General features: G+C 60.4%; 24 protein-coding genes. 5 read left to right on the top strand and 19 right to left on the bottom strand.

The window, feature by feature from the left end; translation table 11 throughout:
* The first annotated feature begins 94 nt into the window (after positions 1-94).
* From ACXX9E_RS01100 to ACXX9E_RS01090, 3 genes are all read left to right on the top strand, one after another.
* The gene (locus ACXX9E_RS01100; RefSeq protein WP_458554936.1) at positions 95-562 is read left to right on the top strand and encodes an FAD/FMN-containing dehydrogenase; all 468 of its coding nucleotides are present in this window, start codon (positions 95-97) and stop codon (positions 560-562) included.
* Positions 559-1,248, top strand: coding sequence for an energy-coupling factor ABC transporter permease (locus tag ACXX9E_RS01095; protein ID WP_458554935.1), 690 nt, complete (start codon positions 559-561; stop codon positions 1,246-1,248). The genes ACXX9E_RS01100 and ACXX9E_RS01095 overlap by 4 nt, the downstream gene beginning before the upstream one ends.
* Before the next feature lie 65 nt (positions 1,249-1,313).
* Complete coding sequence (locus ACXX9E_RS01090; RefSeq protein ID WP_123464064.1) at positions 1,314-1,529, top strand: hypothetical protein; 216 nt, start codon at positions 1,314-1,316, stop codon at positions 1,527-1,529.
* 5 nt (positions 1,530-1,534) lie between these two features.
* Here ACXX9E_RS01090 and yacG read toward each other — a convergent pair whose 3' ends face one another.
* From yacG to pilB, 5 genes are read right to left on the bottom strand one after another with little or no spacing between them, the layout of a single operon-like run.
* Positions 1,535-1,735 (bottom strand): DNA gyrase inhibitor YacG, encoded by a 201-nt coding sequence (gene yacG, locus ACXX9E_RS01085; protein WP_123464066.1) that lies wholly within the window; start codon positions 1,733-1,735, stop codon positions 1,535-1,537.
* On the bottom strand, positions 1,732-2,355 hold the full coding sequence (coaE, locus tag ACXX9E_RS01080) for a dephospho-CoA kinase (protein ID WP_038369046.1): 624 nt from the start codon (positions 2,353-2,355) through the stop codon (positions 1,732-1,734). Before coaE ends, yacG begins: the two co-directional genes overlap by 4 nt.
* Positions 2,352-3,224, bottom strand: a complete 873-nt coding sequence (locus ACXX9E_RS01075; RefSeq protein ID WP_267804880.1) for a prepilin peptidase — start codon at positions 3,222-3,224, stop codon at positions 2,352-2,354. Before ACXX9E_RS01075 ends, coaE begins: the two co-directional genes overlap by 4 nt.
* Position 3,225: 1 nt before the next feature.
* Positions 3,226-4,443 carry a type II secretion system F family protein gene (locus tag ACXX9E_RS01070; RefSeq protein WP_123464072.1) on the bottom strand — a complete coding sequence of 406 codons (1,218 nt, stop codon included), beginning with the start codon at positions 4,441-4,443 and terminating at the stop codon, positions 3,226-3,228.
* A gap of 2 nt (positions 4,444-4,445) precedes the next feature.
* The gene (gene pilB, locus ACXX9E_RS01065; RefSeq protein ID WP_267804881.1) at positions 4,446-6,146 is read right to left on the bottom strand and encodes a type IV-A pilus assembly ATPase PilB; all 1,701 of its coding nucleotides are present in this window, start codon (positions 6,144-6,146) and stop codon (positions 4,446-4,448) included.
* 226 nt (positions 6,147-6,372) lie between these two features.
* Between pilB and ACXX9E_RS01060 the strand changes: the two genes are divergently transcribed.
* The gene (locus ACXX9E_RS01060) at positions 6,373-6,804 is read left to right on the top strand and encodes a pilin (RefSeq protein ID WP_123464076.1); all 432 of its coding nucleotides are present in this window, start codon (positions 6,373-6,375) and stop codon (positions 6,802-6,804) included.
* 295 nt (positions 6,805-7,099) lie between these two features.
* On the top strand, positions 7,100-7,456 hold the full coding sequence (locus tag ACXX9E_RS01055; protein WP_047600285.1) for a BON domain-containing protein: 357 nt from the start codon (positions 7,100-7,102) through the stop codon (positions 7,454-7,456).
* Positions 7,457-7,664: 208 nt separating this feature from the next.
* On the opposite strand, the gene ACXX9E_RS01050 is transcribed toward ACXX9E_RS01055, so the two are convergent.
* The 14 genes from ACXX9E_RS01050 to ACXX9E_RS00985 form a co-directional block, all read right to left on the bottom strand.
* A complete protein-coding gene (locus tag ACXX9E_RS01050; protein ID WP_336348240.1) occupies positions 7,665-7,961 on the bottom strand; it encodes a DUF2845 domain-containing protein in 297 nt (98 codons plus the stop codon).
* The gene (locus tag ACXX9E_RS01045) at positions 7,961-10,909 is read right to left on the bottom strand and encodes a DUF748 domain-containing protein (RefSeq protein WP_458554934.1); all 2,949 of its coding nucleotides are present in this window, start codon (positions 10,907-10,909) and stop codon (positions 7,961-7,963) included. The genes ACXX9E_RS01050 and ACXX9E_RS01045 overlap by 1 nt, the downstream gene beginning before the upstream one ends.
* 155 nt (positions 10,910-11,064) lie before the next feature.
* Positions 11,065-12,081 carry a class I SAM-dependent rRNA methyltransferase gene (locus tag ACXX9E_RS01040; protein WP_458554933.1) on the bottom strand — a complete coding sequence of 339 codons (1,017 nt, stop codon included), beginning with the start codon at positions 12,079-12,081 and terminating at the stop codon, positions 11,065-11,067.
* 117 nt (positions 12,082-12,198) lie between these two features.
* A complete protein-coding gene (locus ACXX9E_RS01035; RefSeq protein ID WP_186747907.1) occupies positions 12,199-13,071 on the bottom strand; it encodes an oxygenase MpaB family protein in 873 nt (290 codons plus the stop codon).
* 51 nt (positions 13,072-13,122) lie between these two features.
* On the bottom strand, positions 13,123-15,060 hold the full coding sequence (gene acs / locus ACXX9E_RS01030; protein ID WP_429541696.1) for an acetate--CoA ligase: 1,938 nt from the start codon (positions 15,058-15,060) through the stop codon (positions 13,123-13,125).
* 221 nt (positions 15,061-15,281) lie between these two features.
* On the bottom strand, positions 15,282-16,946 hold the full coding sequence (pgi, locus tag ACXX9E_RS01025) for a glucose-6-phosphate isomerase (RefSeq protein WP_128613864.1): 1,665 nt from the start codon (positions 16,944-16,946) through the stop codon (positions 15,282-15,284).
* A gap of 224 nt (positions 16,947-17,170) precedes the next feature.
* Positions 17,171-17,551 (bottom strand): aspartate 1-decarboxylase, encoded by a 381-nt coding sequence (panD, locus tag ACXX9E_RS01020; RefSeq protein WP_267804886.1) that lies wholly within the window; start codon positions 17,549-17,551, stop codon positions 17,171-17,173.
* A 210-nt stretch (positions 17,552-17,761) separates the two neighbouring features.
* Entirely contained in the window at positions 17,762-18,622 is an 861-nt protein-coding gene (gene panC, locus ACXX9E_RS01015; RefSeq protein ID WP_322375545.1) for a pantoate--beta-alanine ligase, read from the bottom strand.
* A complete protein-coding gene (panB, locus tag ACXX9E_RS01010) occupies positions 18,619-19,419 on the bottom strand; it encodes a 3-methyl-2-oxobutanoate hydroxymethyltransferase (RefSeq protein WP_222834287.1) in 801 nt (266 codons plus the stop codon). Before panB ends, panC begins: the two co-directional genes overlap by 4 nt.
* Before the next feature lie 311 nt (positions 19,420-19,730).
* Positions 19,731-20,216: a 2-amino-4-hydroxy-6-hydroxymethyldihydropteridine diphosphokinase gene (folK, locus tag ACXX9E_RS01005; protein ID WP_186747911.1), complete on the bottom strand. Its 486-nt coding sequence runs from the start codon at positions 20,214-20,216 to the stop codon at positions 19,731-19,733.
* A 4-nt stretch (positions 20,217-20,220) separates the two neighbouring features.
* Positions 20,221-21,621 carry a polynucleotide adenylyltransferase PcnB gene (locus tag ACXX9E_RS01000; RefSeq protein WP_123464097.1) on the bottom strand — a complete coding sequence of 467 codons (1,401 nt, stop codon included), beginning with the start codon at positions 21,619-21,621 and terminating at the stop codon, positions 20,221-20,223.
* A 734-nt stretch (positions 21,622-22,355) separates the two neighbouring features.
* Positions 22,356-23,792 carry a sigma-54-dependent transcriptional regulator gene (locus ACXX9E_RS00995; protein ID WP_128613859.1) on the bottom strand — a complete coding sequence of 479 codons (1,437 nt, stop codon included), beginning with the start codon at positions 23,790-23,792 and terminating at the stop codon, positions 22,356-22,358.
* 22 nt (positions 23,793-23,814) lie between these two features.
* Positions 23,815-26,769: a sensor histidine kinase gene (locus ACXX9E_RS00990; RefSeq protein ID WP_177490416.1), complete on the bottom strand. Its 2,955-nt coding sequence runs from the start codon at positions 26,767-26,769 to the stop codon at positions 23,815-23,817.
* Positions 26,753-26,929 carry a hypothetical protein gene (locus ACXX9E_RS00985; protein WP_003176118.1) on the bottom strand — a complete coding sequence of 59 codons (177 nt, stop codon included), beginning with the start codon at positions 26,927-26,929 and terminating at the stop codon, positions 26,753-26,755. The genes ACXX9E_RS00990 and ACXX9E_RS00985 overlap by 17 nt, the downstream gene beginning before the upstream one ends.
* Positions 26,930-26,982: the final 53 nt, after the last annotated feature.

The following is a 26,982-nucleotide window of genomic DNA, read 5'->3' as shown; positions in this document are numbered from 1 at the left end:
AGCGTTACGCGGCAAAGTGCATCAGTGGGCAGTGGAGAAGGGCGGTGTAGACTCATGGAAATTGATTATTTACGCCAAACCGTGAGGACTCATCGTGAAATTTCGCTGGCTGCTGCTGTTTGCTCTTTTTCCGCTGTTTGCCCATGCACTCGAAACCGGCGAGCGTCTTGCTTCCTGGACGTTACTCGATCAGTACGAGCAACCCTTCACCCTCGACAACAGCACCACCACGCTGCTGGTGGCGCGGGATATGGACGGCGCCAAGCTGATCAAGGAGGCGTTGAAGGATCAGCCCAAGGGCTATCTGGAGGCCCGTCACGCGGTGTTCGTTGCCGATATCCAGCGCATGCCGGCGCTGATTGCCAGAATGTTTGCCGTACCGGCCATGCGCGACTACCACTATCGGGTCATGCTTGATCGAGAAGGCCGGGTTGCGTCGCGCTATCCCGGCGCGGAAGGCCAGGTGTTGTGGTTGCAACTCAAGGACGGTCGATTGCTCGCGCAACGTGAGTACGCCAACGCGAGCGACCTGCGCGAGGCACTGGAGAAGGCGCGCCCATGATCGGCGTCGAGGTGCTGGCGACTGAGAGTCTGCTGCTGGGCTGGCTGATTTATCTGCCGGTGCTGCTTTGGGCGATCGTGCGGGCGCCGTGGGTCGAGTTGTTCAGCGACAGTCGGCGTCAGCATCTGCTGTTCGGCACCGTGTTTGCGTTGTTTCTGTTGTGGTTGATGCGCAGGGATTTCGACACGGGCGTGTCGTATCACTTCCTTGGCATGACGGCGGTGACGCTGCTGCTGGATTGGCCGCTGGCGATCGTCGGCGGGCTGGTAGCGCAAATCGGTCTGGTACTGCTCGGGCGTCAGGATCTCGCGGCGATGGGGGTCAATGGCGCCTTGTTCATTTTGCTGCCGGTGCTGGTTACCGAGTGCGTGGCGATCCTCGTCGAGCGTGTGCAGCCGCGCAATCCGTTCGTGTACATCTTCTGTTCCGGTTTTTTTGCCGCTGCGCTGTCAGCCCTGTTGTGCCTGATCCTGAGCCTGACGCTGCTGTGGTACGACGGCCTTTTCGCCATGCCGGAATGGCTTGAAGACTTCATCGGTTACCTGTGGCTGATCATTTTCCCAGAGGCGTTTATCAACGGCATGATCGTCAGTGCACTGGTGGTATTCAGCCCGGAATGGCTGGAGACCTTCAACCGCACCCGCTACCTTTCGGCGCCCTGGAAGGACGACGATCCGAAGTCTTGATCCACATCAAACCCGCTACGTGCGGGAAATTTCATGCTCGCGCAAATCCCTTCAGGAGCAGCAGCATGAGTGTTTACGAGTGGGCGAGGCAGGAAACCCGGCAGAGTCTTGAAGTGGCGCAGGAAGTGGGTTTCGACCCTGGGTTGAGCCTGCGCGCCTTGCTCAGTGCGGTGGTGCAACAGAGCAAGGCCGTGCGCAACGCCGAAGACCTGGCCGACGAGTTGCGCTTTCTTGCGGAAAACCTCGACGACGATCAGGACTACGGCTTTATGCGCCCCTGATCGAATCAGTGACGCGGGTCGAAATCACCGGAAAACAGTTCGTCCTCGGCATCCGGTGCGACCGGAATCTTGTGTTCTTCCGACGCCCAGGCGCCGAGGTCGATCAGCTTGCAGCGATCGGAGCAGAACGGGCGAAACTTGTTCTCAGGGGTGAATTCCACGGGGGCGCCGCAGGTCGGGCAGTCAACGGTGGGGATCTGGCTCATGCTTGGCCTCCGGATAACGTCAGGTAAAAGTGATGCAGGCGCTCGACCTCGCTGTGCAGCCAGGCGAGGTCGCGGTCGTTGACCACCACATCGTCGGCGCGGCTCACACGGTCTTCGCGGCTCGACTGAGCCTTGAGGATCGCCTGAACCTGCTGCTCGCTGGTCTGGTCACGCTGCAAGGTGCGTTCGATCTGCAATTGTTGCGGGGCGTCGATCACCAGGATGCGCTGCGTCATCGCGTATTGCCCGGATTCGATCAACAGCGGCGAAACCAGAATCGCGTAAGGCGATTTTGCCAGTGCCAGATGATGCGCGATTTCCTCGGCGATCAACGGATGCAGCAGGGCTTCGAGCCAGCGACGTTGCTCCGGCACTTCGAAGATGAGTTTGCGCAGGGCGGCGCGGTCCAGCGTGCCATCGGCCTGCAACACGCCGGGGCCGAAGTGTTCGGCAATCTTTGCCAGCGCTGGACGCCCCGGCTCAACTACCCAGCGTGCCGCGTGATCGGCGTCCACCACGTGGACACCCAGATCAATGAAGTGCTGGGCGGCAGCGCTTTTACCGCTGCCGATGCCACCGGTGAGGCCGAGAATCCAGGGTTTTTCCACAGGGGTATTCATTTCAAACCGACAAACTGCCAATAGAAGCCGGTTATTTGACCACCCCAGAGCAAGGCAATCCAGCCGGCAATGGCCAGATAGGGTCCGAAGGGGATCGGCGTCGAGGTTTTCTCGTCGCGCAACCGCAGCAGAATCACCCCGACAATCGCGCCGACCAGCGATGACAACAGGATCGTCAGCGGCAGAATCTGCCAGCCGCCCCACGCCCCGAGCAGCGCCAGCAGCTTGAAGTCTCCGTGACCGATGCCGTCCTTGCCGGTCAGCAACTTGAACAGCCAGAACACCGACCACAGCGCCAGGTAACCGGCCACTGCTCCCCACAGCGCGTCGTGCAGCGGCACGAACAGGCTGAAACTGTTGACGATCAACCCCAGCCACATCAGCGGCAGCACCAGTACGTCGGGCAGCAGTTGATGTTCGGTGTCGATCAGGCTCATCGCCAGCAAGCCCCAGGTGAGGACGATCAACAGGGCGGCGGGCCAGCCGAAGCCCAGGTGCCAGGCAATGAACGCTGACAACAGACCGCACGCCAGTTCCGTCAGCGGGTACCGTTTGCTGATGGACCCGCCGCACGCCGAGCAGCGCCCGCGCAGGCACAGATAGCTGACCAGCGGAATGTTTTCCCAGGCGCGGATCCGGTGCGCGCAATGCGGGCATTCAGAGTGCGGCAGCATCAGATTGTAAGTCGGCAGCGGCGATTCGCCGGGCAGACCGAGAACGTCCTGCGCCTGCTGGCGCCAATCGCGCTCGAGCATTTTCGGCAGACGCCAGACCAGCACATTGAGAAAACTGCCCACCACCAGACCCAATAGCAGGGCGGTGCACACAAAGGCCAGCGGATACAGACTGAAGAGTTCGTCGATAGGCATGTCAGATCGCTGAGCCGAGTTGGAAGATCGGCAGGTACATGGCCACCACCAGACCACCGACGATCACGCCGAGGACCACCATGATGAACGGCTCCATGAGGCTGGTGAGGTTGTCGACCATGTTATCCACTTCGTCCTCATAAAAACCTGCGACCTTGTCGAGCATCTCGTCGAGCGCACCGGACTCTTCACCGATGGCGGTCATTTGCACGGCCATATTCGGAAAGACCCCGGTGGTGCGCATCGAGAAATTCAGTTGCATGCCGGTGGACACGTCCTGGCGAATGCGCAGCACTGCGCGTTTGAACACCACGTTGCCGGTGGCCCCGGCCACCGAATCGAGTGCTTCCACCAGCGGCACACCGGCGGCAAACGTGGTCGACAGGGTACGGGCGAAACGAGCGACAGCGGACTTGTACATCAACGTGCCCACCAACGGCAGTTTCAACAGCCAGGTGTCGCGACGGTCGCGCAACGCCTGGGATGTTTTCAAGGCATGGCGGGTACCGAAAAACGCTGCCACCAATGCCCCGAGAATCGCCCACCACCATTGCTGCATGAATTCCGAAAGGCTGATCACCATCAGCGTGAAGGCCGGCAGTTCGGCACCGAACCCGGAGAACACCGACTGGAATTGCGGCACCACTTTCACCAGCAGGATCCCGGTCACGACGGCCGCTACCAGTACCACGGCGGTCGGATAGGTCATGGCCTTCTTGATCTTGGCCTTGAGGCTTTCGCTTTTTTCCTTATAGGTGGCGACGCGATCGAGCAACGTATCGAGGGCGCCGGACTGCTCGCCGGCATCCACCAGGTTGCAATACAGCTCGTCGAAATACTTCGGCTTCTTGCGCAGGGACGTGGCGAAGCTGTTGCCGGCCGCGACCTCCTGTTTGACCTCATCCACCAGTTTGCGCATGGCCGGGTTTTCGAAGCCTTCGCCAATGATGTCGAACGACTGCAGCAGCGGCACGCCGGCCTTCATCATCGTTGCCATCTGCCGGGTGAACAGGGCGATGTCCTGAGCCTTGATGCGTTTGCCGAAGCTCAACAGCGAGGCGGACTTCTTGCGTACCTTGCCGGGGTTGATGCCTTGCTTGCGCAATTGCGCCTTGATCAGTGCCGGGTTTTGCCCGCTCAGTTCACCGGTGACCTTGGTGCCTTTACGGTCCGTGCCTTCCCAGGCGTAGACGCTGATTTTTGCTGCCTTGACCGCCATGTTCAGTCCTTGGTGACCCGGTTGATTTCTTCAAGGCTGGTGATGCCTTGCATGGCCTTGCGCAGGCCCGACGTGCGCAGGTTGTCGAAGCCGTCGCGGCGCATCTGGGTGTCGATTTCCAGCGAATTGCCTTCGGCCATGATCAGCCGTTGCAGCTCGGGGGTGTTTTTCACCACTTCATAAATCCCCACGCGTCCCTTGTAACCGCCGTTGCAGTGATCGCAACCGACCGGCTCATAGATCGTGAAACTGCCGATCTGTTCCGGTGGGAACCCTTCCTTGATCAGGGTTTCGCGGGGGATCTCGATCGGCTTCTTGCAATGACTGCACAATTTGCGCGCCAGGCGCTGGGCAATGATCAGGCTGACCGAGGTGGCGATGTTGAAACCGGGAATGCCCATGTTGTGCAGGCGCGTCAGGGTTTCTGCAGCGCTGTTGGTGTGCAGGGTCGAGAGCACCAGGTGACCGGTCTGCGCTGCCTTGATGGCGATCTCGGCGGTTTCCAGGTCGCGGATCTCACCGACCATGATCACGTCCGGGTCCTGACGCAGAAACGAGCGCAGGGCCTGGGCAAAATCCAGGCCTTGTCTGGGATTGACGTTGACCTGGTTGATACCTTCCATGTTGATCTCCACCGGGTCTTCAGCGGTGGAAATATTGATGTCGACGGTATTGAGAATATTCAGACCGGTGTACAGCGACACGGTTTTCCCTGAGCCGGTCGGGCCTGTTACCAGGATCATGCCCTGTGGTTGCTTGAGCGCCGCCATGTACAGGTCTTTCTGCGCTGGCTCGTAACCCAGAGCATCTATGCCGATCTGCGCGCTGGACGGATCGAGGATCCGGATCACCACTTTTTCGCCCCACAGGGTCGGCAGGGTGTTGACCCGGAAATCAATCGACTTGCTCTTCGACAGGCGCATCTTGATCCGCCCGTCCTGAGGTTTGCGCCGCTCCGAGATGTCGAGACTGGCCATGACTTTCAGGCGTGCGGCGATGCGCCCGGCCAGTTGAATCGGTGGCTTGGCCACCTCGCGCAGAATGCCGTCGGTGCGCACCCGCACCCGGTAGTTCTTTTCGTAGGGCTCGAAGTGCAGGTCGGAAGAGCCGCTCTTGATCGCATCGAGCAACATCTTGTGAACGAAGCGCACCACTGGCGCATCGTCGGCGTCGAGCCCGCCGATGGCGTCCTGCTTGCTGTCGTCGATGGACTCGACATCGAGGCCGTCGAGATCGACATCGGCCATGTCTTCCAGGCCACTGGCATGGGTATCGAAGAATTTTTCGATGGCATCGGTGAGCTTGTCGTCCTCGACCAGAATCGCTTCGGTGCTCAACCCGGTGCTGAACTGGATATCGTTGATCGCTTGATGATTGCTCGGGTCGGAAATGCCCACGAACAGTTTGTTGCCACGCCGCCACAGCGGCAGGGCGTGGTGCTGGCGTACCAGTTTTTCGCTGACCAGCCCTTTGGGCTGGGTTTCCTTGTCGAGGCAATTGAGGTCGAGGAACGCCATGCCGAAATGCTCGGAAGCGATCTCGGCCACCTGTGAGCTTTTCACCAGTTTGTTCTGTACCAGATAACTGACCAGCGACAGGCGATTGCGCTGGGCCTGTTGCCAGGCTTGCTGGGCGCTTGTTTCCGTCAACAGTTGCGCCTGCACCAGTTGCTTGGCCAGACCGCTCAGAGCGATGTCATTCATGGGGATTCCGCACGCTTGCCGTTCATGACTTATAGCCTAGTCAAGTGACAGCGCCAAACACGGCCGGCGCAGGTGACAAAAAGTGTCAGATAGTGCGGTTGCAGGCTGTAGGAAATGGCGTTGCAGGCGCTTCGCGTCGAATGAACGGGGCTTTGCAGGCATTGGCATGGCCTATGCTCCGTCCCTTGCAGATCATGAGAATTCGACTCATGCATGGAGCGTGTCTATGAAAAAACAACAAGGTTTCACTCTGATCGAGTTGCTGATCGTGGTAGCGATCATCGGGATTCTGGCGACCATCGCCTTGCCGCAGTACACCAAGTATCAGGCGCGGTCGAAGGTGACGGCGGGGCTGGCGGAAATCAGTGCGCTGAAGGTGCCTTTCGAGGACACCATCAATCAGGGGACTGACCCTACACTGACACTCGTTGCGGGTGCCGCGACCGTTACGACCTCCAATTGCGCCGTCACTGCGTCGGGCACCGCGTCCACTGGTGCGGGGACAATCGTCTGCACGATCAAAAACGCGCCAGGCCCTGTGCTGGATAAAACCATCACACTCACTCGCTCCTCCGGCACCGGTGCGGGCGTATGGTCTTGCGGTACGACCGTTGCACCGGACTATTCGCCAAAAGGCTGTACTGCCAGCGGTACCTGAGTTGTCGATGGACTGCCAAATGCCCCGCAAAGCGGGGCATTTTTCTTGGTGCAGCACTTCTCAAAAGTTTCAATAATTTCAGCGCCTTAGGAACTTTTCAGAAAACCGCAACTTGCATGCGATTTATCGGTGAGTCATGCAAATTGCATGAATCCGGAAAATCGTAGAATCAGCAACTTATTGATTTATATGGTTTTTTATCATTTACAAAAGTTGGCACAGCGTTCGCAACTACCTTGGTAACCCTGCTGACAAGACAACCAGCAGACTTTCCAGAAAAACAGGAGTTACTCGTATGAAGAAGTTCGCTATCACTGCCGCTGCTGCTACCGCGCTGACCCTGACCATGGCTTCCGGTGCATTCGCACAATCCACTCAGGCTACCCAGGCTCCAATGACTCTGGCTGCCGGTGAAGTCACCCAGGCTAAAGAAGCTACTTCTGACACTTGGATCACTACCAAAGTCAAAGCTGACCTGGTCACCGAAAAAGGCATTCCAGGTACTGACATCAAAGTAGAAACCAACAAAGGCGTTGTATCGCTGTCGTCGACTACTGCTGTCACTGAATCGCAGAAAGACGTTGCTGTTGCGATCGCCAAGAAAATCAAAGGCGTCAAAGCGGTTTCCGCTGACGGCCTGAAAGCCGAGTAAGGCATGACTTCTCGCCTGGACCGGGAGAAGGCGCGACAGACGGGCCGAGTAATACGTCTGCCGCAACTTTAGAGTTCATGCGAACGGTCACACGGATGTGGCCATTGCGGGCCCCGGCACTTGTGTCGGGGCCTGTTCTATTTCAGGAGCACCACAAAACAGCTGTAGGCGTGAGCAGGCTCACTCCCGCAAGGGCAATCGGTGCGGCTCAGTTACCGCGCTTGCTGTTGATCTGCCGCAGGCGATTGCCTTCAAAGCGCAGGTACTGGTACATGCCGTTGCTCGGGCCGTAGGTCCATTCCTCGACCTGAAACTCTTCGCGGCGATTGGCGCTGCGCTTGTAGCCGAGGGCATCGCGGCTGATCGGCTCGCCACACTTCTGCAGCACTTCGCTGGCGCGGTCGCCGAGGCTGACCAGCTGGCTGCCGCAGCGCAAAGTGTCGGACGCCGAGGCATGGCCCACAGCGAACGTCAGTAGCAAAGCGGGTAGCCACTTGATGTTCATCATTCGGCATCCAGGTGCATTTGCGTCACGACCCGGCCATCGCTTTCGGCTTCGCCCAGGTTGGCGTCGATGAAGTAAACGCGGTCGTCCGCCAGTTGGCCTTTGTCGACGAGGTAATCCTTGATACTGCTGGCGCGGTCCTGGCCCAGTTGACGCAGCAGTACATCACTTGCGCCCCAGAACGTGATCAAGCCTGCACGCATCTTCGCCGTGCGTTCTTCCTTGCCCAAATCCTTCCATTCGGCAGGCGGCTGGGTTTTCAGACGCGTGCGGTAGATGCCTTCGAGCAACGGACCTTTCTCGCCGTCCGGTACTTGCAGGAGCGACGCCTGAGCCGGCACCTTGTCGCCGCGGCGCTGGAGCATCTTGTAGTAGTTGTACTGGTATTCGCGTTCCAGCCGTTGCTCGGCAAGCAGCGGGCCGTCGCTGCTTTTGGCGGCGGTGCCTTCGATTTCCAGGCGCAGGGCCGGGCGTTCCTTGAGCGCCTTGGCCAACTTGTCCAGTGCAGCTTCGGCATCCTTGCTCAGTTCACTGGAGCCCGGCGCGAAGGACACGGTGCCGAGGTCTTCGGAACTGCCACCGCTGATCAGCCCGCCAATCATCTTGAACGGCGCCGCAGCGGCTTTGACAATCAGGTTGCGCAAGGTCTGCCAGACAATCGGCATCACGCTGAACTGTGGATTGTTCAGGTCGCCGGTCACCGGCAGTTCGATGGAAATCTTGCCATCGACGTCCTTGAGCAAGGCGATCGCCAGTTTCAACGGCAGGCTCACGGCATCCGGACTGTCGACTTTTTCACCCAGTTGTAGCTGTTCGACCACCACTTTGTTCTCGGCCTTGAGCTGGCCCTTGGTGATCAGGTAATGCAGGTCGAGGTTGAGCCGGCCCTTGCGGATGCGGTAGCCGGCGAACTTGCCGGAGTAGGGCGTCAGGGTGGTCAGCTCGACCCGTTTGAAGCTGGTGGCGATGTCGAGGCTGGCCATCGGGTCGAACGGGTTGACCGCCCCTTTGATGGTGACCGGTGCATAGCGGTCGACCTTGCCTTTGATGTCGACGCTGGCCGGTTTGGCCTGGCGACTGTCGATGGTGCCGATCTGGCCATTGAGCTGTTGAATCGCGGTGGCGAAATTCGGCGTCAGGCTGAAGTCGGCGAAGTTGGCTGAACCGTCATTGATGGCGATGCCGCCGATGTGAATGCCCAGCGGTTTGGCGTTGCCGGCCGGTTTGGCAGCGGTGCCTTTCGTCCCGCTGTCGGCGGGCTGCGGGATCAGCAGGTCGTCGATGTTGGTCGTGCGATCGTCGTTGATCATGAACCGCGCATAGGGCTGGAACAGGTTGACCTTGTCGATCGACAGGCTGTCGCCGTGTTGATAGTTCAGGCCTTCGACCACCACTTGTTGCCACTTGAGGAAGTCGCGGGTTTTCAGAGTGTCGAGGGTGTGCAACTGATCTATCTGCGCACGTCCGGTCACGCTGAGGGCCAGCGGCTCGGTGCTCTTGAGGTTGACCTTCAGATCACTGCCGAGCATGCCGCTGCGCAGTTCGAGGCGAATGAATGGGTTGATGTAGGATTGGGCGACGCGCAGGTCGATGTCCTGGGTTTTGACATTGAGCTGCGCGGTGACCGGGGCGAGATTTACGGTGCCGTCGGCCGTGATCTTGCCTTGTTTGCCCAGGCCGCTGTCGAGTTTGAGCTTGAAGGGCGAACCGTTGAGGCTGTCGAAATCCTGCAGATCGACATTCAGCGGCGTGACATCCAGGGCCACCGCCGGCTTTGCTGAACGGTCGGCGAGGTGGACCGTGTAGTTACGCAATTGCACGTCTTTGAGCAGCACTTGCCAGGGCTTGCTCGGTGCCGGCGTTGCTTTCGGCGAGTCGGCGGCTGCCGGGGTATTGGCAGGTTCCGCTGCCGCTTTGGCAGCTGGCCTGGAGGGTTGGCTGGCGAACAGTTTCTGCCAGTCCAGTTGACCGTCGGCTTCGAGCGCGGCCCAGGTTTCCAGTTTGTTGCTGCGGATTTTGCCGACCACCACTTGCTGTCTGGCCAGGTCGATCGAGGTTTCGCTGACATCGAGGCGTTCAAGTCTTGCCAGCGGGCGTCCGTCCGGTGCCTTGATCGCGAACGGCGCAATGCTCACTGTTACGTCGTTCAGCAGCAGTTCGGTTTCTTTCGACAGATTGAGTTTGTACGTGGTGCTGAGGCTGAGCACACCGTCTTCGAGCACCAGCGGTACGGCGTCACGCACGTAGGGCCAGAAGGCTTTCATCTTGCCGTCGGTGATTTTCAGTGTCCCTTCGGAGGTGAACGGGATCAGGCTGAAGTTGCCCTTCCAGTCGATCTGCCCACCCGCCGGGCCGACCGCTACGAGCGTCATGTCGGCATTGTCTTCGGGCAGGGTGCTGAGGTTCTTCAGTTCGAAGTCGAGCTTGTCGTAGAGGAACTCGATCGGCTCGCTCGGCCGGGCGTCCTCGAAATGCACATTGCCGCCGGCCAGCTGGATGCGGTCGATGCGCAGCGGGAACGGCTTGGCGTTCGGGTCGGCCGGGGTCGGTTCGCTGGCGGGGAGTTTGAACAGGCCCAGCAGGTTCAGCTGACCGTCTTTGGCGAAGAGGATTTCGGTCTTGGGTTTGTCCAGTTCGATGTCGGCCAGGTGCAGCGCTTTGGTCCACAGGCTGTCGAGTTGCAGGTTGGCGTAGAGCCGCTCGAAACCAACCTGTTCCTTGCCCGGCTCACCGATGACCAGGCCCCACACTGTCACTTCGAGGCTGAACGGATTGAGTTCGATGCGCTGGATATGCGCAGGCAGCGTGGCGTAGTGGGCCAGTTGCTGGTTGGCCACGCGCAGGGCGATGCCCGGCAAAATCAGAAACCCCAGCAAGCTGTAGAGGGCCAGAGCGGTCAACAAGGCGCCAATCGCGCGAATCAATCCTTTGGGCATGTGCGGCTTCATCTGTCTGAATCGGAGTGCCTTGGAGTATGGCACGCGATTCCGGTTCCGAAGTACATCCGAGGGTGCAGGATTGTTCAGATTGTTCTGTAGGATTAAATCCCATGAAGGGAGCGAGCCTGCTCCCTCATTGGACAGTTGTTAACCGCAGGGAAGGGTTACAACTGCAGGATCAGGGTTTTCAGCGGCGGTTGCTGGTCCATTGACGGGAAGTCGGCGCCGGGGGTCATGACGCTCCATTCGCGTACCGGGCGTCCGGCTTTCTCGGCACAGCGCAGCACTTGCTCGCGCCAGTCGGCCATGCTGACTTTCGCCAGGTTGTTGCAGCAGATCAGCACGCCGTTGTCGGCGGTGGTCAACAGGGCCGGCTTGAGCAGGCTCTGATAGTCGCGCAGCAGGTCGACGGTGCCGAACGCACTCTTGGCCCACGCCGGCGGATCGAGCAGCACCAGATCGTACTGACGCTGTTCGAGGCGCTGGTAGCTCGGCAGTTTCTGTCCGCGTCGCTGGCTGACCGGCAGACCGGCGAGCTGGCGGATCGCCGGGAAGTAGTCGGACTGGATGAACTCCATCTGCGGCAACTGCGGATTGAGCAGACCGTTTTCGCGGCCGACCGCCAGATTGCCTTCGGCGAAATCCAGATTGCACACCTCACGCGCGCCACCGGCGGCGGCACTCAGGCCAACGCCGCAGGTGTAGGCGAACAGGTTGAGCACACTCTTGCCCCTGGCGTGATCCTTGACCCAGCCGCGGGTGTTGCGCAGGTCGAGGAACAGCAGCGGGTCCTGCCCGGCATGCCGCCCGCGGACACGGTAGTTCTGGCCCCATTCGTGGCCGACCAGATCGGCCAGCGCGGCGTCGTCGGCACGATAGACCGGGTCTTCGCGATCAATCCGCGAATTGCCCCGGGAGCGGTCGTTGTAGACCAGCAGGGTTTCCAGGCCCAGGGCCTGGTTGACCAGGGCGTGCAGTTGCAGCAGGTCGTCACGTTCCAGCGTCTGGTGAAAGCTCTGCACCAGCAGTTGCGGGCCGTAGCGGTCGATGGTCAAGCCGCCGGCGCCCTCCTGGCTGCCGTGGAACAGCCGATAGCAATCGGTGCCCTGGCCATGCAGCTCAGTGAGCAAGTCTTGACGTTGGTCGAGGGCGGCGCGCAGCGCCTGATTCAAGGAAGACATGCGGGCGCCTTGCTGGAGGGAATTGGGGCGCGGGAGTTTAGCAGTTACTGGGCTTCAAGCTCCAAGCTTCAAGCCTCAAGCTCAAATCTTGCAGCTTGCAGCTTGCAGCTCCGGGCATCAGGTCAGAATTCCCATGCGCCGCTGTGCCCGTTGTACTGAACCATTGCGCATCGCCCAGCGCAGCATCGGTGCGCTGCGTCTGACGCTGGCGCGAATCAGTTGCCGTTGCACCGAACTCTGGCGGACGTCGAGCATGTCGCTGGCCCAGTCCGGCAGCAGGTCGATGCCGGCCTTCATCATCAGATCGCCAAAGGGCCGCGCCAACAGGCTGGGGGCCGGTGCCGCGAGCAGCAGGCGCAGCACTTCACGACTGCGCTCATCGCACAGTAATTGTGGGCGCATGCCTTGCAGGTAATCGGCCACAGCCTGTCGGGACTTCGGTACGTCGCGGGCGCCAAGGCGTTCGGCGACCACAGCGATTTCCGCGTAATAACGATCCTGATCGGCCCACGACAGTTGCGGGTTGCGGTAACGCAAATGCGCGGCGAGGAAGTTGCTGACTTCCGCCACGTGCACCCACGTCAGCAAGTCCGGATCGCTCGCCGCGTAGGGCCGGCCGTCCGGCGCGGTGCCGACCACCTGCAGGTGGATGGTGCGCACTTTTTCGATCAGCCAGTCGGCGTCCCGACGCGAGCCGAACGTGGTGCCGGACACGAACTGACTGGTTCGGCGCAAACGCCCGAGCATGTCCTGGCGAAAGTTCGAGTGATCCCAGACGCCGGCCAGCGCCAGGGGATGCAAGGCTTGCAGCAACAGCGCGCTGATGCCGCCAATCAGCATGCTGCTGAAGTCGCCATGCACCTGCCAGCTGACTGAGTCGGGGCCGAACAGGCCGGGATCACCCTTGGGGTTTTCCAGGTCGAGCTGACCGAGAGACAGGCCGGTCAGGCTCATGAGTTGGTGTTCGATACGGCTGCGGATGAATTCCATGACCACTCTGTGCACAGGGACGGGCGCGGCCGGTTGACCGCGCCTGGCAGGTTACTGATTGAGGCGCTTGTCGATCAGGCCTTGCACCACACTCGGGTCGGCCAGGGTCGAGGTGTCGCCGAGGCTGTCGAGTTCGTTGCAGGCGATCTTGCGCAGGATGCGGCGCATGATCTTGCCTGAACGGGTTTTCGGCAAGGCCGGCGCCCACTGGATCAGATCCGGCTTGGCGAAGCTGCCGATTTCCTTGCTGACGTGGGCGAGCAGTTCTTTCTTCAGCTCATCGCTCGGCTCGGCACCATTCATTGGCGTAACGAAGGCGTAGATGCCCTGACCTTTGACGTCATGGGGATAACCGACCACCGCCGCCTCGGCGATGCTGTCGTGCAGCACCAGTGCGCTTTCGACTTCGGCGGTGCCGATGCGGTGCCCGGACACGTTGATCACATCGTCGATGCGTCCGGTGATCCAGTAATCGCCATCCTCGTCGCGGCGCGCGCCGTCACCGGTGAAGTAGTAACCGGGGTAGGGTTTGAAGTAGGTGTCGACCATGCGTTGCGGATCACCGTAGACGCTGCGGATCTGTGCGGGCCAGCTGGACTTGATCGCCAGCACGCCGCTGCCGGCACCCTTGATTTCCTTGCCGTGTTCATCGAGCAGCACCGGTTGCACGCCGAACATCGGTTGCGTGGCGCAGCCGGGTTTGATCCGTTGGGCGCTGACCAGGGGGCTGAGCATGATGCCGCCGGTTTCGGTCTGCCACCAGGTATCGACGATCGGGCAGCGCTGTTCGCCGACCACGTTGAAATACCATTCCCACGCTTCCGGGTTGATGGGCTCGCCGACGCTGCCGAGTAATCGCAGACTCTGGCGCGACGTTTCCTTCAACGGTTCGGCACCTTCGCGCATCAGGGCGCGCAGGGCGGTCGGCGCCGTGTAGAAGATGTTGACCTTGTGCTTGTCGATCACTTGCCAGAAGCGCGAGCTGTTCGGGTAGCTCGGCACACCTTCGAATATCAGCGTGGTCGCGCCATTGGCCAGCGGGCCGTAAACGATGTAGCTGTGGCCGGTGACCCAGCCGACGTCAGCGGTGCACCAGAATACTTCGCCCTCGCGGTAGTCGAGCACGTACTTGAAGGTCATCGCTGCTTGCAGCAGGTAACCGCCGGTGGTGTGCAGCACGCCTTTGGGTTTGCCGGTGCTGCCCGAGGTGTAGAGGATGAACAGCGGATCTTCGGCGTCCATCGGCTCTGGCGGGCAGTCGTCGCTGACGTCACGCACGGCCTGGTGATACCAGAGGTCGCGGCCTTCGACCCAATCGACTTTGCCTTGCGTGCGCTCGACCACCACGACGGTGCTGACGTCGGGGCAATTTTGCAGGGCTTTGTCGACGTTCTGTTTCAATGGCACGAACTTGCCGCCGCGCACGCCTTCATCGGCGGTGATCACCGTGCGGCAGTCGGCATCGAGAATGCGGTCACGTAATGAATCCGGGGAAAATCCACCGAACACCACCGAGTGGATGGCGCCGATCCGTGCGCACGCGAGCATGGCGTAGGCGGCTTCGGGGATCATCGGCATGTAGATGCACACCCGGTCGCCTTTCTTCACGCCACGACTTTTCAGCACGTTGGCCAGGCGGCAGACATGGTGGTGCAGTTTCTTGTAGGTGATTTGCGCCGATTCGGCCGGGTCGTCGCCTTCCCAGAGAATCGCGGTCTGCTCGCCGCGTCGGGCGAGGTGGCGGTCGATGCAGTTGTAACTGACATTCAGCTGGCCGCCGGCAAACCAGGACGCTTCGCCGGTTTTCAGGTCATAGCGCTGAACGGTCTGCCACGGCGTGCTCCAGTCGAGGAAGCGCGTGGCCTGTTCGGCCCAGAAGGTCGTGGGGTGTTCAATGGATTCGCGGTACAGACGCTTGTAGTCGTCCTGACTCAACTGCGCAGCCCGGCGGACGGCATCGGCTTTGGGGAACGTGCTGATATCGAACATGACGGTTCCTTATTCTTGTTGTGCACAGGAATAAAGATGCGCCGAGAGGGCCAAGGGTTCAAGCCGGATCAGGAATCTGATGGTTGAAGGGGGCCAAAATAACTGTGGGAGCGAGCTTGCTCGCGAAGGCGTCACGCCAGCCAACAAAGGTGTCGACTGACAGATTGCATTCGCGAGCAAGCTCGCTCCCACAGGGAACAGCGTTGGCCCGAAGGCCTTGATCAGCCGCGGTGACGACCGCGGAAGTAATTGATCAGGCCTTGGGTGGAGGCGTCGTCAGCGGTGGTTTCATCGCTGCCGACCAGACGGTTGTAAACGCCTTTGCCCAGTTCCTTGCCCAGTTCCACACCCCACTGGTCGAAGGCGTTGATACCCCAGACCACGCTCTGCACGAACACTTTGTGCTCATACATGGCGACCAGCGCGCCGAGACGACGCGGGCTGATGCGTTCGACCACGAGGGTGTTGCTCGGACGGTTGCCCGGGATCACCTTGTGCGGTGCGAGCTTGTGCACCTGCTCTTCGCTCATGCCCTTGTCGCGCAGTTCGGCTTCGGCTTCCGGCAGGGTCTTGCCGAGCATCAGCGCCTGGCTCTGCGACAGGCAGTTGGCGTACAGCCATTGATGGTGGTCGGACACCGGGTTGAAGCTGACGATCGGCACAATGAAGTCGGCCGGAATCAGTTGGGTGCCTTGGTGCAGCAACTGGTGGTAGGCGTGCTGACCGTTGCAGCCGACGCCGCCCCAGATCACCGGACCGGTATCGGTCGAGACCGAGGTGCCGTCCTGACGCACGCTCTTGCCGTTGGACTCCATGTCCAGCTGTTGCAAGTGCTTGGTGATGTTGCGCAGGTAGTGGTCGTACGGCAGGATCGCGTGGCTCTGCGCGCCCCAGAAGTTGCCGTACCACACGCCGAGCAGGGCCAGCAGCACCGGCATGTTCTGTTCGAACGGCGCGGTCTGGAAATGCTGGTCCATGGTGTAGGCACCGGATAGCAGTTCCTTGAAGTTGGACATGCCGATGGCCAGGGCGATCGGTAAGCCGATGGCCGACCACAGCGAGTAACGCCCGCCGACCCAGTCCCACATCGGGAAGATGTTTTCTTCACGGATGCCGAACGCGACCGCCGCGGCGTTGTTGCTTGATACCGCGATGAAGTGACGATACAGCTCGGCTTCCGAACCACCCTGCGCCAGATACCAGGCGCGTGCGGCCTGGGCGTTCTTCAGGGTCTCGAGGGTGTTGAAGGATTTCGACGAGACGATGAACAGCGTGGTTTCGGCGCGCAGCTTTTGCGTCAGCTCGTGGAACTCACTGCCGTCGATGTTCGCCAGGTAGTGGCAGCGCACGCCTTTCTGCGCGTAGGACAACAGCGCTTCGGAGACCAGCTCGGGGCCGAGGAACGAACCACCGATGCCGATGTTGACCACGTCGGTGATCGGCTTCTCGGTGTAACCACGCCACAGGCCATCGTGGATGCGGCCGACCAGATCGGTGATCTGGTTCAGCACCTTGTGCACTTCCGGCATCACGTTGACGCCGTTGACCGACAGCTTGTCGCCCACTGGGCGGCGCAGGGCGGTGTGCAGGGCCGGGCGGCCTTCGGAGGCGTTGACGATTTCGCCGTCGAACAGCGCTTTGATCGCGCCCTTCAGATCGACTTCATTGGCCAGACCCACGAGCAGATTGCGGGTCTCGGCGTTGATCAAATTCTTCGAATAATCGAGAAACAGTCCGCAGCTGCTGAGGGTGAACTGGTTGAAACGCTGCGGATCGGCGTTGAAGGCTTCGCGCATGCTGAAATCCTGCATGGCTTGGCGGTGGTCTTTCAACGCTTGCCAGGCGGGCAGAGCGGTAACGTCATGAGGAGTGCGGTAGTACGCCATCGCTGCGGTTTTCCTTTTTACTTGAACGGCCTTTTGAACACTGAACAGACCGCCACACCCTGTTGAGGCGCGGGGTCAAACTGCGTCGACACGATTTATTGGCGCAGGGCGAATACAGTAAACCTCACGCCGCGATCTGTCTTGACTTTGTCTGACCTGTTTCCGGTACTTTTTTAACATCGGGGTTAGAAACCGTCCGACAAACGGAAGCGGTGCAGTGCCGATCAGGCGACCTGCACCGGAATGGCGTTGCTGGTGTGGCTCAGTTCATTGCCCGGCGCCATGTAGAGCATGCGCGGCTTGAAATTCACCAGTTCCGCTTCGCTGTAGTGCGCGTATGCGCAAATTATCACGCGGTCGCCGACCTTGGCCTTGTGCGCGGCAGCGCCGTTGACCGAGATCATCCGTGAACCCTCTTCGCCACGGATGGCGTAGGTGGTGAAACGCTCGCCGTTGTCGATGTTGTAAATCTGGATCTGCTCGTATTCCCGGATGCCGGACAAGTCCAGCCATTCGCCATCAATGGCGCATGAGCCTTCGTAATCGAGCACCGCGTGAGTGACTTCGGCGCGGTGCAGCTTGGCCTTGAGCATGATGGCGTGCATGAGGGATTTCCCGGGTTGGAATCGAACGGCGGGCAGTGTGCCCGAAGGCTTTGGGGGCGGCAATATGGCTTGAAATGCAATTTTCAGGACGCTGAAAACACTGCAGGAGTGAGCTTGCTGGCGATAACGGACTGACATTCAACAGTGATGCTGAATGTCAGGTCCTCATCGCGAGCAGGCTCACTCCTACAGGGGGGATTGCGGTGCTTTTCAGACCGGGGTATCGAGGTTCAGGTGCAGGTTGTCGATCAACCGTGTGGTGCCGAGGAACGCCGCTACCAGAATCACCAGATCGCGGTCTTCGGCCGTGGCCGGACGCAAGCTCAGGGCGTGGCGGATTTCCAGGTAGTCCGGGCGCAGGCCAGCCGCTTCCAGCTGTTTCAACTGCGCGCTGATCAGCGCCGGGAAATCTCGCTCACCCTGTTTGATCGACTCGGCCATCGTGCTCAGGGCGCGATAGACCGCCGGTGCCACGGCGCGCTGTTCTTCGCTGAGGAAACCGTTACGCGACGACAGCGCCAGGCCGTCAGCGGCGCGAACGGTCGGCTCGCCGATGATCTGGATCGGCATATTCAGGTCATGCACCAAGGCGCGGATCACCGCCAGTTGCTGGTAATCCTTCTGGCCGAAAATCGCCAGATCCGGCTGGACCATGTTGAACAGCTTGCTGACCACCGTCGCCACACCTTCGAAGTGCCCCGGACGGCTGGCGCCGCACAGGCCTTCGGACAATTGCGGAACGCTGACCCGGGTCTGCCCGGCCATGCCGTCGGGGTACATCTCTTCAACGGTGGGGGCGAACAGCAGGTCGCAACCGGCTTCGAGCAGTTTTTCCTGATCCGCCGCGAGGGTGCGCGGGTATTTGTCGAGGTCTTCGCCGGCGCCGAACTGCAGCGGGTTGACGAAGATGCTCGCGACCACGAAATCCACGCGTTGGGTGGCTTTGGTGATCAGTGCGACGTGGCCGCTGTGCAGGTTGCCCATGGTCGGCACGAAGCCGATGCGCTTGCCTTCACTGCGGGCGCGGGCCACGGCGGCGCGCAGTTCGCGTACGGTTTTTACGGTGTTCATGCAGAGAATCCGTGTTCGATGCCTGGGAACGTGACAGCTTTGACTTCGTTAACGTAAGCCTTCAATGCGGACTGGATGCTGTCCTGACCGTGCATGAAGTTCTTCACGAACTTCGGTACGCGGCCAGTGATCGACAGGCCGAGCATGTCGTGCAGCACCAGAACCTGGCCGTCGGTGGCGTTACCGGCACCGATACCGATGACCGGGATTTTCACCGCCTGGCTGATTTCGGCGGCCAGTTCGCTTGGCACGCATTCGAGCAGCAACATCGCTGCACCTGCCTGTTCCAGCGAGATCGCGTCAGCACGCATCTGCCGCGCCTGGTTCTCGTTGCGGCCCTGCACTTTATAGCCGCCGAGAATGTTGACCGCTTGCGGGGTCAGGCCCATGTGCGCGCAAACCGGTACACCGCGTTCGGCCAGCAGGCGGATCGACTCGGCCAGCCACAACTGACCTTCGACCTTGACCATGTGCGCGCCGGCCTGCATCAGCATGGCGCTGTTGGTCAGGGTCTGTTCGACGGTGGCGTTGGCCATGAAGGGCAGGTCGGCCAGAATCAGCGCGTCGGTGTTGCCGCGTTTGACGCAGGCGGTGTGATAGGCCATTTCTGCGGTGGTCACGGGCAAAGTGCTGTCGTGACCCTGCAGAACCATGCCGAGGGAGTCGCCCACCAGCAGCACTTCGACACCGGCCTCGTTGCAGGCGTGGGCGAAAGTCGCGTCATAGCAGGTCAGCATGGTGATCTTTTCACCTTTCTGCTTGAGGCTCTGGAGCGTGGTCAGGGTGATGGCTGGCATGTAAAAAATCCTCGTTCAGGCGCTCTGGAAACTACTGCGAGTAACGCGCGTGATTCGTCATCTACTCAGGCGCACGGTCTTTTGTCGTGCTTATAAGGCCTGGCTTGCGCCCGTATGTGCCGGGTTGGCGGCAGCGGGACGCCTATAGTCGTGATGAGCCAACCGGAAGTCAATTGTGTGTGTTACCGCATTGTTACGAGGGGAGTGTTACCGGCGTTACTGATGCGATTCAGCGGCGCGGCGGGGCTGATTCGCGGGTTTTTTGTCCGACAATCAATCTGGATAGGGCGAAGGCCTACAAAGGATTTGTGTCAGGCGTGGGGGAGGCGTTCCAGGCCGACGAACGGGCAGGCTGCCAGCAGGTCGGGGAGGGTGCGGCCATCGGCCAGGCGCAGATTCTCAGGGGCCAGTTCGGCGAGGGGATAGAGCACGAACGCGCGTTCCTGAATCTGGTAATGCGGGACTTTGAGCCGCGGCTCGTCGATCAGTCGATCGCCGAATAACAGGATGTCCAGATCCAGCGTGCGCGGTCCCCAGCGTTCCAGGCGTTCGCGACCCTGATCGTTCTCGATCGCTTGCAACGCATCAAGCAGTTCAATCGGCGCAAGCGTGCTGTCGAGGGCCGCGACCGCGTTGGTGTAACGCGGTTGGCCCGGCAGCAGCGAGTCACTCTGATAGAAGGCGGAAACGCCGGCAAGCGTGGTCTGCGGCAATTGCCCCAACGCCTCGACGGCGCTGCGCAATTGTTCGGCCGGGTCAGCGAGGTTGCTGCCCATGCCAATGTAGATGCGTTCCATGCCTTTACTCGCCTGTAGCACTCGAGGCGCCGGCACGTTTGCGCTTGGAGCCGCTGCTGCGGCGACGCTTGCGCGGAGCACCGCTGGCGTCATCGCCCTTGCCGCTGAGGTCGCGGATCATGTCGCGACGTTCGCTGTCGTTGGCATCCTGATAGTCAGTCCACCATTCGCCCAGACCGTCAGTTTCCTCGCCAGCGCTTTCACGTAGCAGGAGGAAGTCGTAACCGGCGCGGAAACGCGGGTTGTCCAGTAACAGGTCGGCGCGCTTGCCGCTGCGACGGGGCAGACGCTCCTGCATGTCCCAGATCTCGCGGATCGGCATGGTGAAGCGTTTTGGAATCGCAATGCGCTGGCACTGTTCGGCGATCAGCTCGTGAGCGGCTTCCTGCATCGCCGGAATCGGCGGCATGCCACGCTCTTGCAGACGCAATACACGGGCTGGCAGGGCCGGCCACAACAATGCGGCGAACAGGAACGCCGGGGTCACCGGTTTGTTCTGCTTGATGCGCAGGTCGGTGTTGGTCAGCGCTTCGCTGATCAGCGTGTGGGTGTATTCCGGGTTGTATTCCAGTGCATCGGCACTGGCCGGGAACAGCGGGGCGAACAGTTGCAGATCGACCAGCATCTCGAAGGTGATCGCGCCGTGGCCGGAGAGGAACAGCTTGAGCACTTCCTCGAACAGACGTGCCGACGGAATCTCGCGCAGCATCGGTGCCAGTTCGCGGATCGGCTGCACGGTGTGCTTCTCGATACCGAAGTTGAGCTTGGCGGCGAAACGTACGGCCCGCAGCATGCGCACCGGGTCTTCCTGGTAACGCTGCTTGGGATCGCCGATCAGGCGGATCAGATGATTGCGGATGTCGTGTACGCCGTTGGCGTAGTCGAGGATGCGCTCGCTGACCGGATCGTAATACAGGGCGTTGATGGTGAAGTCACGGCGTTGCGCGTCTTCTTCCAGGGTGCCGTAGACGTTGTCGCGCAGAATTCGCCCGCTCTCGTTGCGCGAAGACTGGTTGCTGTCTTCGTCGTCTTCGTTGACCGGGTGATTGGCGCGGAAGGTTGCGACTTCAATGATTTCGCGACCGAAATGGATATGCACCAGTTTGAAGCGACGGCCAATGATCCGCGCATTGCGGAATTCGGCACGCACTTGCTCGGGAGTGGCGCTGGTGGCGACGTCGAAATCCTTGGGCGTGATGCCCAGCAGCATGTCACGCACGCAACCGCCGACCAGATAGGCCTGATAACCAGCCCCTTGCAGGCGTTCGACGATATTCACCGCATAGCGGCTGAATTGCGTTTTCTGCAGCGAATGTTGGCCGCTGTTGAGCACTTCAGGGGTGCTACGGATGTGTTGCGTACGACGCACGGGAGTTCGGAATGACTGGAACAGCTTCTTCAGCATGGGATGCACTGTTTGAAGGAATGTTCGGCCATACCAAAGAATGACCGCATGATGGGCGCAGATTCTAGCATTTAGTCAGGGGATGGTGTAGGAGACAGCAGATTTGAGCTGTAAGCCGCAAGCTGCAAGGGTCGAGCAAGGGAAACTGGGAGGATTTTGCCGGAAGGGAGAAACTACAAGGGGAGCCGGAGCTCCCCAAGAAGTAGTTGCGTGCTCTTTTTATTATTGATTCGGGCTTTTTGTTTTTGTTGAGTGCCCTCGTCACGAAGGTTTTCCTTCGTGACCCTCCCAATCGGGAGCCAAGAGCAAACGGATTGCTTTGGTCGCTGAATTGCAGTGATCTCTCGATCCAACCAGTACAGGCTCTGTCTTAGGACAGTTTTTGTTGTTCTCGGCCTGGTCGCGGGGCAAGCCCCAAATACAACGCCTCTCCAAAAGAATCAGTTAGCTGCGCCTCTCGCCGTCTTGTTTTTATTGTGCGTGAGTCGATTCGTCTTATTTTTATTGTCTTGTGCATTGCTTGTTATTGTTCTTGTACCAAACATATAGCAGGGGCCGTGCCAACTTTTGCGAGGCCCAATAAAACAAGGGGTTAGGTCGATATAACCGTTTTCTCGGGGCGAAAAAAAGCCGGGGTTTCGTTACCGATAACCCCGGCTTCTGTTACGTGAAAGGACTGAGGTAACAGTTTTTTCACATCCTCAAGCGTTACCCGCACACTCGACAGGTAACGTTCAGCTCTCGCTGGCGACCCCGGTCTTGCGCCGTGGGATGCCCAGGCGCTGACGGCGTTCCCACAGACACTTGCGGCTGACGCCCAGTTTGCGCGCCAGTTCGGTCTCGGTCATGTGGTCCTGATGTTCGAGGACGAAGTGCTGGAAGTAGTCCTCCAGTGACAGGTCTTCGGTCGGCTCATGGCTGCTGTTGCTGGCGTTGCCCGCCGTCTGCGGCGGCAGCCCGATGAACTCGTCGTCCTCCAGATCACTCAATTCGATGTCGATGCCCAGCAGGTCGGCTGAGATTTCCGGGCTTTCGCTGAGAATCACTGCGCGCTCGACAGCGTTTTCCAGCTCACGCACGTTACCCGGCCACGAATAATGCCGGATGGCCTGTTCGGCATCGGCGGCAAATTTCAGGTCGGTACGATTGATGCGCGCACTTTGGCGAGCGAGGAATGCATTGGCGATTTCGTTGACGTCGGCGCCACGTTCGCGCAGGGCCGGCAGTTTCAGGGCGATTACGTGGAGACGGTAATAAAGGTCTTCACGGAACTGACCGATTTTTGCCAGGCTCTTGAGGTCCCGGTGGGTTGCCGCGATCAGGCGTACATCGACCTTTTGCGATTGCACCGAACCGACCCGGCGTATCTCGCCTTCCTGCAACACGCGCAGCAGACGGGCCTGGGCTTCCAGTGGCAGTTCACCAATTTCATCGAGGAACAACGTGCCGCCGTCCGCCGCTTCGACCAGACCGGCGCGCCCGGCGCTGGCGCCGGTGAACGCGCCTTTCTCGTGGCCGAACAGCTCCGACTCGATCAGGCTTTCCGGAATGGCGGCGCAGTTCACCGAGATCATCGGCGCCTTGGCGCGTTTCGACAGGTTGTGCAGGGCGCGGGCCACCAGTTCCTTACCGGTGCCGGATTCGCCCTGGATCAACACATTGGAATCGGTCGGTGCGACTTTGCGGATCTTGCTGTACAGATCCTGCATCGGCGGACAGGAACCGATGATGCCGATTTCGCCGTTACTGTTGTCGACGGCAGATTTGCCGCTGCCGTTGGTCGATTTGCTGGCAACCACTGCACCGGCAGCCGGGGCCGACTGGCGATCGCGCAGGATCCGCGCGACTGCCTGGAGCATTTCATCGTGGTCGAAAGGCTTGGCGATGTAGTCCACCGCGCCCATCTTCATCGAGTCGACCGCCGAACGCAGGCTGGCGTAACTGGTCATGATCAGCACCGGGGTGCCTTCGCCGAGCTTGATCAGCTCGGTGCCCGGCGCGCCGGGCAGGCGCAGATCGCTGACGATCAGATCGAACGTAGGAATGGTGAAGCGTTCTTGTGCTTCCTGCACTGAACCGGCCTCGCTGACCTGGTACTGATTACGTTCCAGCAGGCGGCGCAAGGCGGAGCGGATAATTGTTTCGTCTTCGACGATCAAAATGTGCGGCATTGATTCGATACTCTCGACGGTCTCAGTTCACAGCGGACGTCGCTTCGACATGACGCGGTAAGGTCACCCGGATACGGGTGCCGCGTTGGCTTTGTACATCAGCCGGGCTGTCGATGGTGATTTGTCCATAATGCTCTTCAACGATGGAATAGACCAGTGCAAGGCCCAGACCGGTACCTTCACCCGGATCCTTGGTGGTGAAGAAAGGTTCGAACAGTCGGTCCATGATGTTCTTCGGAATACCACTGCCTTCGTCCTCCACGATCAGATCGACCGTGTGTTCGCCGGCTTCGCTCTTGACCCGCACGGCACTGCCCGCAGGCGAGGCGTCACGGGCGTTCGAGAGCAGATTGATCAAGACCTGGGCAAGCCGCTGCGGATCGCCTTCGACCCAGTGGTCCGGATCGCACAGGTTGTAGAACTGCACTTCGAAATTGCGCCGGTTCAGGGCCAGCAGGCCGATTGCATCCTGCGCGACTTCGGCCAGACAGACGGGCTCGTCACTGTGCTGATGGCTGCCGGCATGGGCAAAGCTCATCAACGACTGCACGATGCGCGAGACGCGTTTGGTCTGTTCGAGAATCTGTCCGCTGATCTCGGTCAGCTCGCCATCCTCTTCGCGTTCTTCGCGCAGGTTCTGCGCCAGACAGGCGATGCCGGTGATCGGATTGCCGATTTCATGAGCCACACCCGCCGCGAGTCGACCGATGCTCGCCAGACGTTCGGAGTGCACCAGTTTGTCTTCGAGCATTTGGGTTTCGGTCAAATCTTCAACCAGTAACACCAGGCCGCTGTTACCCGGTGCCAATGGTTCGTCGATCGCTGCTTTGTGCAGGTTCAGCCAACGGGTCTGGCCATCAAGCGCCAGGTGCTGTTTGTGCAAATGCTCGTCCGGCAGGTCGATGAAACCCTGCAGCAGGCCTTTCCATGGCTCGCCGATGGTACTCAGGCGCGAGCCGACCACGCGCTGTGCGGCGATGCCCGTCAGCTCTTCCATGGCCTTGTTCCACATCAGGATCTCTTGGTCCTTGGCCAGCGAGCAGACGCCCATCGGCAATTCCTGCAAGGTCTGGCGGTGGTAACGGCGCAGGGCGTCGAGTTCGGCGGCCAGGCCGGTGAGGCGCGAGTGGTAATCCTCGAGGCGGCTTTCGATGAAGTGGATGTCTTCGGTCACATAGTTTTCGCCGCCGGCCTTGTACGGCAGGAAGGTTTCCACCATGTCCTGCGCGACGCTCGGCCCCATCAGGCCGGAGAGGTTGGCTTCGATACGGTCGCGCAAACGGCGCAGGGCATACGGACGGCGCTCGTCGAACGGCAGATAAAGATCGCGCAGCGCCTGTTCGACTTCTTTCTGCGCAGCCTTGGCGCCCAGCGGTTTGGCCAGTTGCGTGGCGAACTCCTGCGGCGAGGCGGCGTGCAGCTCGCGACGTTGCGGGCGACGGACGTTATCCACCGCACAGGCTTCGGCGGCGCTGGCTTCTTCGGGGCTGGCGTTGGTGAACAGCGAGATCAGGGTGAACATCAGCACGTTGGCCGCCAGCGACGCGATGGCCGCCATGTGCCAACTGGTATCGTCGAGCACGTAAATCATGTTCAGCAGCGGGATGTAAAAACCCTGCAGATTGCCGACCAGCGGCAGCAGCATGGTCACGACCCAGACCAGAATCCCCGCCAGCAGACCGGCAATAAAACCGCGACGATTGGCGGTCGGCCAGTACAGCACCGACAACACCCCAGGCAGGAATTGCAGGGTCGCGACAAACGCGACGATGCCGAGGTTGGCCAGATCCTGCTCGGCGCCGAGCATCAGGTAAAAGCCGAAACCGGCCATGATGATTGCGACGATCAGCGCGCGGCGTGTCCATTTCAGCCAGCGGTAGATATTGCCTTCGGCCGGTGGCTGGTAGAGCGGCAGCACCAAGTGGTTCAGCGCCATGCCCGATAGCGCCAGCGTCGTGACAATGATCAGGCCGCTGGCCGCCGACAGCCCGCCGACATAGGCGAGTAGCGCCAGCGGTTTGCTGTTGGCGGCGATGCCGACGCCGAGGGTGAAGTATTCCGGATTGGTGGTGGCGCCGAGCTTGAGCCCGGCCCACAGAATCAGCGGCACCGCCAGGCTCATCAGCAGCAGGAACAGTGGCAGGCCCCAACTGGCGCTGACCAGCGAGCGCGGGTTGAGGTTTTCGGTAAAGGTCATGTGATACATGTGCGGCATCACAATCGCCGAGGCGAAGAACACCAGCAGCAGCGTGCGCCACGGGCCTTCCTGCAACGGCGTGTGCAGGGCGGCGAGGGCGGTCTGGTTCTGCAGCAGCCACAATTCCAGCTGTTGCGGGCCGTCGAATACGCCGTACAGCGCATAGAGGCCGACGCCACCGAGGGCCACCAGTTTGATCACCGATTCGAAGGCGATCGCGAACACCAGACCTTCGTGTTTTTCGCGGGTCGCGATATGCCGTGAGCCGAAGAAAATCGTGAACAGAATGATCAGCGCGCAAAACGCCAGCGCCACGCGGCTCTGGACCGGTTCGCCGGTCAGGATGCCAATGGAGTCGGCCACCGCCTGAATCTGCAGCGCCAGCAGCGGCAGCACGCCGATCAGCATGAAGATCGTAGTCAGCGCGCCGGCCCAGGTGCTGCGAAAGCGGAAGGCAAACAGATCTGCCAGCGACGACAGTTGATAGGTGCGGGTGATTTTCAGGATCGGATAAAGCAGCACCGGCGCCAGCAGAAACGCCCCGGACACCCCGAGATAGCTGGAGAGAAAACCGTAGCCGTACTGATAGGCCAGACCGACCGTGCCGTAAAACGCCCACGCACTGGCGTAGACCCCCAGCGACAGGGTGTACGTCAGCGGGTGGCGAATGATCGCCCGCGGGATCATGCCCCGTTCACTGATCCAGGCCACGCCGAACAGCACCGCCAGGTACGCGGCGCTGATCAGGATCATCTGGGTCAGGCTAAAGCTCATCGGCATCTTTTTGGCTCTGCAGGATGAAGGTCACGACAATCAGGATCAGCCAGAGCAGATAAGGGCGATACCAGGCGCCCGTAGCGTCGATCCACCAATCCATGATGGCGGGAGAAAACAGATAGATCCCGACGACCAAAAGCAGGACCAAGCGATAGATGTACATCCCGGCCTCTCTTTTTTATGCGCGTGCCCGAAAACGTGCGGCGATGGTAACGG

The organism is Pseudomonas sp. GNP014 (assembly GCF_054344005.1).
This window is presented reverse-complemented; position numbering and strand designations above follow the sequence as displayed.